The 13,157-nt window shown below is 42.1% G+C and carries 11 protein-coding genes and 1 pseudogene; 3 read left to right on the top strand and 9 right to left on the bottom strand.

What is annotated here, in order from left to right; translation table 11 throughout:
• Positions 1-579: 579 nt before the first annotated feature.
• Positions 580-927: a hypothetical protein gene (locus tag G367_RS0111610; RefSeq protein ID WP_020413301.1), complete on the top strand. Its 348-nt coding sequence runs from the start codon at positions 580-582 to the stop codon at positions 925-927.
• 180 nt (positions 928-1,107) lie between these two features.
• Here G367_RS0111610 and G367_RS0111605 read toward each other — a convergent pair whose 3' ends face one another.
• From G367_RS0111605 to G367_RS25135, 3 genes are all read right to left on the bottom strand, one after another.
• Entirely contained in the window at positions 1,108-1,446 is a 339-nt protein-coding gene (locus G367_RS0111605) for a hypothetical protein (protein ID WP_020413300.1), read from the bottom strand.
• Between the two features lie 1,101 nt (positions 1,447-2,547).
• Entirely contained in the window at positions 2,548-3,189 is a 642-nt protein-coding gene (locus G367_RS25140; protein ID WP_020413298.1) for a hypothetical protein, read from the bottom strand.
• A 345-nt stretch (positions 3,190-3,534) separates the two neighbouring features.
• Positions 3,535-4,179: a hypothetical protein gene (locus G367_RS25135; RefSeq protein ID WP_020413297.1), complete on the bottom strand. Its 645-nt coding sequence runs from the start codon at positions 4,177-4,179 to the stop codon at positions 3,535-3,537.
• A gap of 345 nt (positions 4,180-4,524) precedes the next feature.
• On the opposite strand from G367_RS25135, the gene G367_RS23715 reads away from it, so the two are divergent.
• Positions 4,525-5,379: a hypothetical protein gene (locus G367_RS23715; RefSeq protein WP_020413296.1), complete on the top strand. Its 855-nt coding sequence runs from the start codon at positions 4,525-4,527 to the stop codon at positions 5,377-5,379.
• A 555-nt stretch (positions 5,380-5,934) separates the two neighbouring features.
• On the opposite strand, the pseudogene G367_RS26945 reads toward G367_RS23715, so the two are convergent.
• From G367_RS26945 to G367_RS0111565, 4 genes and pseudogenes are all read right to left on the bottom strand, one after another.
• Positions 5,935-6,285, bottom strand: a pseudogene (locus G367_RS26945) (PhnD/SsuA/transferrin family substrate-binding protein); the annotation flags it as partial.
• Between the two features lie 56 nt (positions 6,286-6,341).
• Complete coding sequence (locus G367_RS26940; RefSeq protein WP_211214929.1) at positions 6,342-6,536, bottom strand: PhnD/SsuA/transferrin family substrate-binding protein; 195 nt, start codon at positions 6,534-6,536, stop codon at positions 6,342-6,344.
• Positions 6,537-7,169: 633 nt separating this feature from the next.
• Positions 7,170-7,388, bottom strand: a complete 219-nt coding sequence (locus G367_RS0111570; RefSeq protein WP_020413293.1) for a hypothetical protein — start codon at positions 7,386-7,388, stop codon at positions 7,170-7,172.
• Positions 7,389-7,495: 107 nt separating this feature from the next.
• The gene (locus G367_RS0111565; RefSeq protein WP_020413292.1) at positions 7,496-8,473 is read right to left on the bottom strand and encodes a trypsin-like serine peptidase; all 978 of its coding nucleotides are present in this window, start codon (positions 8,471-8,473) and stop codon (positions 7,496-7,498) included.
• A gap of 1,444 nt (positions 8,474-9,917) precedes the next feature.
• Here G367_RS0111565 and G367_RS0111560 point away from each other — a divergent pair.
• Positions 9,918-11,744: a DUF885 domain-containing protein gene (locus G367_RS0111560; protein ID WP_020413291.1), complete on the top strand. Its 1,827-nt coding sequence runs from the start codon at positions 9,918-9,920 to the stop codon at positions 11,742-11,744.
• A 198-nt stretch (positions 11,745-11,942) separates the two neighbouring features.
• On the opposite strand, the gene G367_RS0111555 is transcribed toward G367_RS0111560, so the two are convergent.
• Both G367_RS0111555 and G367_RS0111550 read right to left on the bottom strand, forming a co-directional pair.
• Positions 11,943-12,443 carry a phytoene desaturase family protein gene (locus tag G367_RS0111555; RefSeq protein ID WP_020413290.1) on the bottom strand — a complete coding sequence of 167 codons (501 nt, stop codon included), beginning with the start codon at positions 12,441-12,443 and terminating at the stop codon, positions 11,943-11,945.
• 323 nt (positions 12,444-12,766) lie between these two features.
• Complete coding sequence (locus G367_RS0111550) at positions 12,767-12,961, bottom strand: hypothetical protein (protein WP_169337112.1); 195 nt, start codon at positions 12,959-12,961, stop codon at positions 12,767-12,769.
• Between the last annotated feature and the right edge of the window lie 196 nt (positions 12,962-13,157).

Below are 13,157 nucleotides of genomic sequence, written 5' to 3'. Positions count from 1 at the left end.
TTTTCTTTTGCTCTAGGTTGGTGTTTTTTCGGTGTATAGGAAATTGCAAAAGTACAGTTGTAATTTTTAAATGGTAGCTTTGTCGCTTGTTGTAAGTCTTCATAACTCAATTCTCCGTCTGTATCATGAGTTAAGCTAAACTTTACTAATTATGTGTCTCTTTCTGTAAAGTAAGCTGGTATATTCAAACCTATTGCGAATGTCTTCAAGGATACTCCAAATGCACTTGTAGTTGATTAACATATATTTTTTAATTGGTCTTATTTACAGAAAGCTATGTGTATAAGCTGAACTATATGTTTTTTTAAAGCTAATAATTCAATCTTTTAAGTACAACAGCTAGCTATGTGTCACTTGAAGTATTTCAGGGTGGGGCCTTTACGACCATTGCGAATGCGTTTAATGTTACTTCCGGCACATTTCAAGTTGAATAAGAATCATTTTTTCAGTTAGAAATTTTGTGTTTGTGTTAACCCATATAATTGGTGTTAAGCTTAGTGCTTTCGAGCTTATTATTACACCGTTGATGGAGTGTAATTAACATAGTCACTTAGTAAATATCGTTTTGAGAGTTGTAAAGTGAGGAAATTTTTAATTCCGGTTATTGCGGCGCTATATGTATCAAATGCTTATTCTTTAGGCTCGGTCAGTGCAAAGGTGGAGCAGATTCGAGTCGATGGAGATGGGGGAGCCATGATATTTTTTGATAAGCCTTTAGGTGGAACGCCGGCAGCCTGTGTGGATAAAACAAACTATGGCAATGCATTGGCAGTGGATGCAGCTACTGATGGAGGAAAAGCGGTTTTAAGTATGGTTTTAACGGCAAAGGCTTCAGGAGCAACTGTTACTGCTTATGGACATGGTGTATGTGGTGTGTATGGCGGTAACGTTGTAGAAGTCTGGAATCATGGTTTTTATTGTAATTAGTTTTAATGGATCTATAGTACTGTATTCAAGCCTGAGGTTAAAAAGCTTAAGCAGTTTGACCCTCAGGCAGATCTTCTATTTTACCCTTTGGTTAACCTCTAATCAGCACTTTGTTATATATAGGTTGCGATGTGGGAATTTAGTTTGGACTGAAACGGGAAATCTCAGAGCCCTAGACAATTAATAAACGTAGGTATGCAATATTTCAGCATAAGCACCGATACATCTTCCACTATCTATTTGGAATGCGATATCGCTTTGCGTAGCTTTTGCAGCAAGAATTGCGGAAAATTGACCTTTATTTTTACCATCGGTTAAGTCCAGATAGTAATAGCTTTTGTCACTACATGTATTTCCCACCCCATTAGATACACCCATCATTTGCGTGGCGTGGATACGGGCAAAGGATTCGCCAACTGTGATATGGTCAATCTTGGCGATAGGGGAAGTTTCGGCGCTAGAATTTAGGGAAATTGAGGCACTCAAAGAAATACAAAGAGCTGGGAAAAAATACTTCACATCTATTCCTATAGTATATTGGTAAGCGGCATGTGAACCATAAACAAGAATTTTACCAAGTTGTAAAGGAATATTGTAGTTTAGTGTGTAGAGGTGGCACACTGAATGCTAGGTCGTGGGGGGGGGATGGGCCAATGTCGATAATGGCTCGACATCTTAAGTGTAGAGCCACATATCATATGAGACCTTTCAGCGCAACCTTCCCAAGTTGGATATTCCAGGGTATCAACGCCTCATAACCCTCAATGAACTGGCAATGTGGAACCTTCTTGCAAATTATTGAAGCCAAACTTCAGTTACAACGGGGTATCCTACCTCCGGTAAACAGTCCGTTAACGCAAGGCTTACTTCTTTACCGGTAGCATAAGCGCTCAGAATTGCTGAATAGCTAGATTTGCTTAAGACACTATCGCTTAATTCCAGGTAAAGATACTCAGTATTTGAGCAATCTCCTGGGTTAGCGGCTCCAGTCTGAGTAATTAATATGCGGGTGTCTTGTATTCTGATTTTTTCAATTTTCCCAGAGCTCCACCCATCATATGCAAACGAAACATTAGATATTGCTATAAGGAATAAAGCAATTAACGATTTTCTCATGATCTTTGAAATACCTCTTTGATTAAATATCAGAAAAATATATTGGGCCACAGGCTCAAGTCGTCTAGTTTAATCTCTACATTATGAGGGAATTTTTTCAGGAGGGCCAGGTAAGGTACGAAAACGCAAATAATCGCTTTTTACTAGCGCCAGAAGAGTGTGTAGCGCAACAATATATGGGCTATTCTGTAAATACGGTCAACTCCTCGGCAATACATTATCGTCTTAATTGATTGATCAGAACATTGACGGAGCTAGCGATCCAGTGGTTAGCGTCTATGTGATTACTAAAACCCTCCATTCGGACATATCTAGCGAAGGAGGGGGCGCTTGTAAAGCCTATTGATACACGATTTTATTATCTCTACGGTGGCTGATAATCTGTATACAAAAGAGTGACTTATAAAGGCGGGGGCGAACACTTAAAAACTTGATTCATTGATTGGTGAAATACTAAGTAGGCCAACCCCTAAAATAGAGGTTGGCAATTAGAGTTAAATTATTTTATTTGCATGTGGTATGACTGCGTTTACCGGCATAAGCGGGCTTAACCATGCAAGTGTATACGCCTTTATAGGGTATACCAATTTCCTGTGAGCTTGGCACTAATTGAACGTAAACAGTGCATTTGGTGTTTGTGTTCCAAATGTACCCGTCTTGTACCTTCCCGCCCCACATATCGATAGTTTTTGTTGTGCAATTTTGTGGTTCGTCAACGGTACCGGTGTGCCATATAGGCGTCATATCTGGCTTGTAGATAACAAGGTTCCCGTCATTTTGCAACAAAAGTTTTGAATTTTTGTTGGAAAAGCTAGCTGTTTTGAAGGTGGCCCAAAGAGGACCATTGTTAGTGCTGTAGACTACAAAATTACCGTCAGAGGCTTGCATTACTGCTTTGGCGCCATTATTTCCAGTTGTGTGGGCTGCCCACAATACAACAGTCCAGGAATCCCCCTTGCTGTTGGTGCGAATTTTATATAAGACTAAGTTTCCGTCATTTTGCATGCGGAGTTCATACTCACCGCTACTGGATACCAGTTTATCTCCAGGCAGTAAAGATTCGCCTCCTTGAAGAGTGTTTTTTGCGTAAGCTTGACTGCAAAAAGCAAAGAAAGCGGAAAATATTAAAAAAGAAATTTTTTTCACTGTGTTAAATCCTTCAACAACTTTAATTTTTCAAACTAATAACTGACGATCAATTTGAGGTAGGAAAAATAAAGTATTAGTGATTGGTAGTAAAGCTCTCAAATGAATCTTTGGGATAAATTTCCGTTTTTAAAATTTATACATGTTTGTTTTATTTTCGGGTTCGGTAGCTGCATAAAGCAGTAGTTGAAAAACTGAGTTCGACGTCGATTGCTAGAACAATAGCCATATCCCACTAGCTCGGTCTCACCATCACTAGTACCAAAATGAATCCTGTCTTCCTTTTGCAAGGCATGGATGCCAGCCTCCAAATTTATCGAGGCCGGCATTAATCTTCAGGTAACTTTAATCACAGGTTGTATGAGGAAGTTTGCCAGCGTAACCGGGATACACGACACAAAACTCACTTGACCAGTTTACCGGTAAATAAAGTGCAGCTGGACTGGGGACTCTGGGTGTATGAACCCAGCATTCATTTTCGGACCGTTGAAGCTTACCCTGCTCATAGGAGCCACCCCACAAATCAATTGTTTCGGTTTTGCATTGCTTCGGGCCTGTACCTGTATGCCAAAAAGGAGTGCCGTCCTCCCTTAAAAGAACCAGATTTCCGGTATCCATTAAGAGTAGCTTCCCGTTTTTATTGGCATTATTTGCAGTGTCTGAGCGCCAAAGCGGCTTCATATCTTTAGAGTAAACTATGAACAAGCCATTTGATTTTTGCAGGAATGCTTTCGCGCCCGGATTTCCTGGGTTGCCACCTGTATGTGTTGCCCAAAGAACGTTTCTCCAAGAGTCGCCCTTACTATTTGTGCGGTTTTCGTATAGAACCAAGTTCCCTGGTGTTTGCATGATCAGCTCAAATTTACCATTGGCTGAGACCAGTTTCTCACCAGATTGAAGCCAAGTGCCTGACTCCAGGGTATTCTTAGCACTTGCTTGAGTGCTGATGGTTAGTAAAGTGGAGAAGATTAAGAAGGAGATTTTTTTCATTAAGTTACATCCATTAACTCGCGGACACTTAAAGACAGATCGGGGAAGTGTCTTGCAGCATCCTTGCTTGCATTTTTATACCTACTAGATTTTGATCAAAGTAGATGGCGGTGATACTAAATCATTTATTTTTTTTTGCAATGAATGTTCCTCATTTTTAGTGTGCCAGATAATTGCACTGTTGTACTAGTAATGGACTTCTATTGATGATTGATTAAAGGGTAAAAGATTTCTTAACATCAATATGTGCTATGAGTTAGTATTCGGAAGGCAGGTCTTTGACCTGTGGCGAAGTTTTCTAAAAAGAAACAAACATTAAAGCTAAAAATTGGTTTGTAGGGTTGTATGAAAAATAATTTTATCCAGAGAGGCTACCTCTCCTTTGCAGCATTTTGTATATTTGGATCTGTAGCCAGTCAAGCAAGCGCCAATGTTGTGCCAGGTTGTGATACTTGGCATGCTAACAAAGCCAGCGTTATTTATGTAAAAGATCATCCAGATCGGGCTGTCGTTGGTAGGTCTTATAAATTTGAGTCAAAATCACCAGTTCTCACATCTTGGGGGCATGGAGTAGAGTGGAGGCTTGCATACTTTACCCCTCCATCAAAAACAACAATAACTCAAACTCGCGATAGTTCAATTAATGCAGAAGGTGAATCAGGTCTCCACTTGGTTCCGACTTACCGTGGTAAAAATTATGTAGCGGTCATTGATAAGAATGAAGACGTTTGTGATAACGCATCCTTTCTTGCTCTTAATGCTCCTACAGTATCACTAACAAAAAGTGACTCATCTGTTAGTGGTGGCTATGAATCTGGCTACCTGAATCTATCTGGTACTATGGATCAAACATATGCTATCAATGCTGTTGCAGGGCTACCAATGAAATATCAAATCCAGCGGAAAGGGATAGCTCGTTGGACTGGAAATTTCTGTGATGTGGTAGAAGAAACGGCAACTTGGGAGAATTTTGCCTCTCTTAGCGTACAAGATAGTTATAGCTTCTCAGAACGCTGCGATACTCAGTTTCGCGCCAGGAGCTATGATGGAGAGTTTTTTAGTAGTTGGAAGTTAATCCATGTTGTAGGTGGCAGTACTGGAGGTGGTACTGGAGGTGGTACTGGAGGTGGTACTGGAGGTGGTACTGGAGGTGGCGGCGGTACCTCTTGCCCACGTTCACCCTGCGATTTTGAGCCCTAATCGGTTTAAAAGTTAATCCGATATCGAAGCCCCGCACCCAGCGGGGCTGGGTGGTTACTGTGGTAACCGCCCAGATATAGTGGTCCCCCACTGTTGTTGTGGTCAAGTCTTACCGGATACCTCTTTAAGCATATTGCTCAAGTCAGGTGAGCTATTTCCCTCCAGCGTTATGTGTATCCTGCGTAAATTGTAGTAAGCAGTATGTGAACTAAATACTTTCTATGACTACGGTGGATCATGTATCAATTCCCCACATTTTCATTGAACTGAGAAATATGCATAAAACCATCTATTTGTTGTGATTAATAATTCCACAGCTGAATTCAAATATGTCATCTAATGTTGCAAGATGCCAATCCCGCGAGCAGTTTCCAGAATTGGTTCGTACATGGCCTTGTCGGCCTTAATAAACCTTTTGCAGGGAAATGTGGCAAGCAGTTCAGGATCTCGCATATTCAAAAACGCTTGTTGTACTTTGTCTGTAAATTCCTCGCCCCGGGTGTCGTCGACATCACCTCTAATGGTCCAGTTGTAATTCGGATAGCCTGGGGTCTTTCATATTACTTGTAATTTGCTGTCATCGACCTTGCCGGCATTCTGTTCGTTTTCCCACACTTTGTAGTTTACTGCGCCAGCTTGATATTTACCCGATTGTATAAAGTCCAGGGTTTTGGAGTGGTCGCCACCAAAACCCACCCGCTGGAATACTTCGGCGGGGGGCTTGCCTAAGGCCTTTCGGATAAAGTATTCCGGCATAAGACGCCCGGAGGCTGAATGTTTTGAGTCAAAGGTAAATGTCATGCCTTCAAAGCCGTGAGGAAAGTCTCTTGAGGGTTTTAACCCTGTACTTGTGTTGCCAATGAAGTAGGTGATGAAGTCTGCTTCTTCTTCTCCCTGGGCAATAGCCTTTGCGCCAGGCTTGGCAGAGCGTGCTTGTACCCCAGAGAGACTACCAAACCAAGCTAGCTTAGCTGCACTTTGTTATTTTTAAACTGCTCAACAGCATCTCTGTACGACATCTCCGGCATATATGGGACTTCAACACCTAACGTATTTGACAGGTATTGCGCGACCTTGCCAAAACGCTTTTGCAGGCGGGCCGCATCCTGATCCGGGATGGCGGTAAAGATAAAAGCCTTTGGCTTCTCTTGCGCCATCAAATGAGATAAGCCGCCAAGAATAACCAGGTTCAGGATGAGTGCGAACAAGTGATTGGGCTTTGAATTCTCCCTTTGCGAAGCTGGATTCTATGTTTTCCGGAGGAGAGTTAAGCCTCTATAAATAGATGTCAATTAGATATGGCAAGAAAACCAATACAATCTTAGATAGCTGTAGGCATGCATGCCATGTTGTATCGGCGTATGCGCTCAGCTAACCCCTCCTCTGGTTTATACGATGGGGCGGGTTTCATTGTGTCTTGAAGATAGTACTAGACCAGTACGGACTCTTAAAACAATCGTCGCCAACGCGTAATAACCTCTTCTAGAATGCACTTCTCGGCAGGTTAGGCATCAATATTTGGTACACTTTAGTAGTTATTACTCATTAAGGCATAAGCTGTAATCTGTAGCACAGAGATTTCAGTAAGCTTACGCGTGCGGTTCTTAATCCATTTGCTCCCGTGAGCGAATAAGTATATAGAAAATTCTGAGAGGTGCGGTTGCTCGTTTGTTATTGGTAGTAGAGGGCGGCCCCAGAATCAGCAGTGTCTTCCACTCCGCAACCAGAGCGGCTTTTACTCTCAAATGTACTTCTGAGAAACCTTTAGTACCTTGTAAATCAGGATACAGTCAGCGTGACGAGCTATTTTTTTTAGATAGTGACTTCAGTTTTTCAATTGTCGCCAGGTCGGCACTAAACCATATCTGCAGTGGGTAGGATTCAAGAATAACAACATCTTTTACCTGCCCCAATTGTTCCAGGCGCTTTACTTCACGTAAAACGGGATCGGGTGTCTTTAGACTGCCTCTCACCATCACACGATGCCATTCGGGCTCATCATCGGCCATTATCCCGCATGCACCTAGAAAAAAGATCAAAGGAATAAGTGTTCTCATATTATTAACAAAGGCGCCCAAGGGCGCCTTTTTCCGAACTTGAGTGTGGTATTTTCACTTTATGGGTAAGTCGCAATCCAATCCTGCAAGGTAGTATACACTGTGCTGGTTAAGCGAGTTCCGCAGTTCTGTGAGGGCGATCCAGTGGTGTGGATTCCGCGAACGGTGTTATTAGTATCTTTAATCCCACTGCCACTTTGGCCACCAGCTGTATCTAATGTATAACACACTCTATAGGTACTTGAGGATGTACTACCTGAGTCAGTCCACATAGTAGCAAATGGCTTATCTCCTGGGTATCCAGTAACACTATGGGTTCCGCTCGAATAGACCCCCCATCCTGAATATCCATTGTGAGGTGGTTCCGCTAATACAATAATCGCATAGTCATAGTTAGTGTCTCCATTATTATGCCATGCGGTGGTAGTCACAGCATTGGTCCAGGTTTCACTGCCCCAGGGTTTATAACTACCAGATTGGGCCACCGTGAAATCAAGAGAACTGAACCAGTTGCCGGAACCATCAGAAACACAGTGGCCTGCCGTTAAGACATGTTTTGCTGTAATCAATGTACCGGTACATCCCACATCAATGCGGCCATTATACCAGTGGGGATTTTGCACAGTATTAGTGATTTGAACTCTGTCGTCAGTACCTATTACAACTGTGGGTAGCAGTCGTTCCTGACCTTCGATCATAGTGGGCAATTGCCCTTTAGAGGAAAAAACACTTGCATCCAAGCCTTGAGACTCAAAAATCGCTATAGCTTGCTCCAGCAATGAAAGCGATTTCTCATCTACGTCTGCTACATATTGCTTACCGTCTGGAGTAACCGCAATGGCGCTTAAAGAAGAGGTGCGCTCTATTAACGTATATTCTTTCTTTACAGCAGTCTCGTCTACTACCGGCTGCTTGGCAACATTATGCCCGCTGATGAAACTTGCGGCTTGGTCTATCTCAACAAAATTGTAAAGGGGATCTGCATATGATGCCCCTGAGAGTACTGCTAGTGAAAGAAAAATATGAGTTCTATTCATATCTAATCCCTCTAAATTAATAGATGTTTAGTAGCGGTACGACCATTTTTATTTTCACACTTAATTCTTGTGCGGGCGCATAATATAGTACTTTCGTGCATATTTACAACTCGATGATTGTAAATTAGAAGCTAACCAGCGCCAGTTTTCATACCAAAGAATGCTCTAAGTATTTCAAGAAATAATTAACATTCTTTATATGAAGAATTAAAAAAGCCCGCAGTTGTTGATATTTTTTGAAATGCTAAACAAATGATTAAAGATATTCTTTCAGTCAGGCTTTTAAGAAACCATTATTTTTTGTACTTTTACAAGTATGAAAAAAATTATCAGCAATAATTCCATATAAAATCTATGAAAGTCACACTTGATAATTTAGAAATGCTAAATTAATCGGCTTGTGTGAAATCTGATGTCACCTGTTTAGCTTGTCCTATGAACAGAAATCACACCTTAATCAATATATTTTCATATATAGTTTTGTTAGTTTAGAAAGATACGGTAGGTACTGGAGTGCAATGATTCTGGACGCCCAAAGATTGGGAGTCTGGAATTTAGGTGAGAGTTTTATGCAGCAGTGTGCTGGATGGCATATTTTCTTCAGCGAAAATAGCAACATGACACCTAAACCTCTCTTAGTGTCATAAAGGGGTAAGTGGAAAATCCAGGATAGGTGTGCTGCAAATTTGAGAAGTTTAGTGGGTAGATTTTGTTTGTTTAGTTGTTTGTTTCGGTGGGTGGTTGGGTAGGGCTAAGAATATATTGACAATCTCGTAGTCCATATACCTTGCGCTTACTCTACTATATTTAGATCTGTCGATTCTGTTATCTGTTTGGAGCGACTTTCAAAGTCACGATTTAGGAGTGTGATGTCTTCATTGAAGTTGTTCCAGCTCTTGCCGCCAGGCAGTTCTGGAAGGAATTACTTGCTGAATAGGCTGGCGACATATTGGCTTTCTGCCACGAGAGGGGGCAATGATAGAGGGGGTTAACGATTCTACAATGGGCTACTTTGAGAAACCATGTTGCATCGTGTCCATATAGGCTTGCTCCAACTAACTTATGGCCGGGTCTGCAATCAAATAATTTCTACCATTTGTTAATGGTCATTTATTTAGAATTTAAGGGGTCGTTGGGTACCTTCCATTGAATCCTTACTAGTCATACTTTTATTTTAATGGTGAGTATATGTTCATATCTCTCATACGAACTTATGTTTTCCTTTCTTGTCCTCCGTAAATAGATAGCAACTTAGCGCAATGGTAACTTGCACACAAATTAGGAATGTTGATTTTCCTTAAAGAGTGCGGACCCTGATTTGATGTGCCTGCAATATGCATTTTATCGCCTTATTCAGTTTGTTCGACGCTTTGCTTGGTTCAAATGGTTGTACTTCACTTATTAGCATGGCGACAATGGCGGCCTAAAGTAGGAGGGGTCAATAATGATAAAAACAACAGCCAAATGGTTTGGTGGAGCTCTATTAATTGGGGTGGTTGCAGTTTCAGCCTTTGCGGCCAATGCGATCTATTTTAAGCCTTGGGCTATAAATGTGTATTTTGAAAGGGCATTCATCAAAATTCAAAGTACCAGCCCGGAAACGCTGTCAATTTTACGGATTCTTGAACAATTTGGATTTGATGGCCACAATGCCCATCTTGATGATCTTTCTGAAAAGATGGTACAACATAAGCTTCAGATAGTTAAGGATGAGCTATCTACTTTAAGGAAGTATGATCGATCTAGTCTCAATGATCGACAGGCAATTTCCTATGATATTTTTGAGTACTACCTGGAAAGCATGGTAGAGGGAGATCGTTGGAAACATCATAACTATCCTCTCAATCAGATGTTTGGTGTTCAAAATAAGCTGCCGGAATTTCTTGTTGAGTTGCATCAGATTAATAGTATCAAAGAGGCTGATTATTATCTTTCTCGCTTAAGTGAAGTGGATAGAAAATTCTCTCAGGTATTAGATGGATTAAGAATTCGGGAACAGAAAAAGATCCTGCCTCCGCGCTTTGTAATTGATCGTGTGTTGAAGGAAATGCAAGGATTTATTGATGTTCCAGCTCAAGAAAACATACTCTATACCTCTCTGGAAGAGCGTCTGAGTGCGCTTGAAACTCTACCAGACCATGAGCGTACACGTATCCTTGATAGGGGAAAGATACTAATAGAAACTGAGGTCTACCCCGCGTACGTAAGCTTGATCGCCTATTATCGAGAATTGCAGCTTAAAGTTACAGGGAGCCATGGAGTTTGGGCTCTTCCGGAAGGTGATGAGTTTTATGCCTATCAAGCACGTGTTCATACCACTACAAATCTGACTCCTGATGAGCTGCATGATACTGGCTTGAAGGAAGTGACACGCATAGAGGAGGAAATGAATACGATCTTTGCTTCTATTGGCCTTGATAGCGGTAGTATCAAATTTCGTTTTTCAGCAATCAATAGTGACCCTCGGTTTATTTATGAAGATTCTGATAAAGGACGCGAGCAGATTATCAGAGACTATCAATTGATAATTAATGAAATTAATGAAGGTATTGATGACTATTTCAATTTAAAACCGACAGCGGGAGTAGAGGTTCGACGAATAGCAGAGTTCAAAGAGCAGGGTGCACCTAAAGCATACTATATGCCCCCAGCAATTGATGGCTCACGCGGAGGAGTATTTTATGTGAATCTGCGCGATGTTAATGAAACCAAGAAATTCAGCATGCGAACTTTAGCTTACCATGAGGCAGTTCCAGGGCATCATTTCCAGGAAGGGATTGCGCAGGATCTAGAGGAGCTGCCAACTTTTCTTAAGGCAGTATCAAATACTGCTTATTCAGATGGCTGGGCTCTCTATACTGAGCAACTTGCAAAAGAGATGGGTTTTCAAGATGATCCTTATGATGAACTTGGACGATTGCAAGATGAGATGCTTCGGGCTGTACGTTTAGTGGTGGATACCGGCATACATCACAAGCGTTGGGGTCGGAAAGAGGCAATTGAGTACATGGTGGAAAAGACCGGTATGGCGAGAACTGAGGTCACAACTGAGGTTGAGCGTTACTTCGTAATGCCAGGGCAAGCTGTGGCTTATAAAACTGGCATGTTGAAAATACTGGAATTACGTGAACGTGCACGTCAAGAACTAGGAAATAAGTTTGATATCCGTGAATTCCACGATGTTGTATTAACCAACGGCGCTGTACCCCTGATGGTATTGGAGCAATTAATTGATCAATGGATAATCAATAAAAAGGGCTTGGAGAGTTAATAGCGGGGGCGTTTCAGTGGATACCCTTTACTGTTTCAGAGTTATTATGCATTAGTTGTAGTGGAGCTAAACAAGGCTCTTTGAAACGTTTGAATTCGAAGTTGAGCTTAACTCATTTACTGAAACTAAATCTCATGCTATGAATGGCCCGCATTCGCAGGCCATTCTTATTTATCTTTTAATATTTCCATTGCAGTGTTATGACCAGGTACTCCAGTAACCCCACTTCCCGGGTGGCTTGGGCTGCTTCGACCAGCCGTGTTTTATCGCGTCTACACAGGCCTGTTCCAAGTAGTTCATTGTAGGATCAATGACTATTCTAGGTTGATGGTGTGGCTGTAGGTGAGTTCCGTGCTTGCAAGTGAAGCCTGGTAGTTCATACAGCGTCACATTCATATGGAAGGTCCCGGAGCCTACCCTGAAACCGCGCACACGGCGGCGAAACTCAGTCTCCTGATGTTGTTCGCGAATCATCTGGGAATAGAGCAGTTTAGAGTCAACATTGGTAACTACTATAATGGCTGTAATGGTTTCCCGACTACTTAGCGGCACTCCGGTAGCGCGACCACCATCAATCAACACCTTCTTAATTTCAGCTTTTATGCGAATGGTGACTCCGAGATACTCAGCCTCTTTACACATGGTCTGGGCGATAGCACCTATATCACCCATATCACCCATATCACCCATATCACCCATGGTATGACTCCAAGCGCCTTTCTCACCATTGACCTTACCAAATACATGGTGCAATAACTCATAATCAGAGCTGCAACGATGTTGGATACCCACCAATTGGAGAGTACTGAGGTGGGAGTCAAATGCTTACACCAATTAATTGGTTGTCAGAGGTTCTGCGTAGAAACAGGCGGGTATGCAACTCACGATAGCCGCTCATCGGACAGTTGATAGGAATTTAGGCAAAGAGCCACACAAGCAAGATAGTAGTCCTTGATGAATTGGCTGAGTTTAGCGGTGGGAAAAAGAAAGCGCTGGCAATCCTTAACCCATGCATCCTTGGTTTATTCGGTTACAGTTGCCAGCCCCTCCAGTCTACAGGCTTTAAATAGCGGCTCAGCTGAAAAGGTAAGCCTTTGGGCATCCCGGCGCTCCTCGCCCACCAGAGGTGGGTTGCTCGGTTGAGATTGCAGCGTGAATACGTTTCTGGATCGAGTGGTAATTGGGACTGCAATATCGAGAGTAAAGATCTCGGCCATTTTTTGCATTCTATCTTCTACTCGCTGACGCTGGTGCTCACAGTTCTTCCCGGATTTGGCCTTCCTACCGCAGAGGAATGCCCTTCGCACACAGCGGGAGATATAGTGATATAAGGTATTGTATTCCAGGTTTGGTTTTGCAGTTCATTTAATAGCCGTATATGATTCGCGCCCTCTTATAGTAAAGAATCGCACA

This window comes from Microbulbifer variabilis ATCC 700307, from assembly GCF_000380565.1.
GTDB classification, from domain to species: domain Bacteria; phylum Pseudomonadota; class Gammaproteobacteria; order Pseudomonadales; family Cellvibrionaceae; genus Microbulbifer; species Microbulbifer variabilis.
This window is presented reverse-complemented; position numbering and strand designations above follow the sequence as displayed.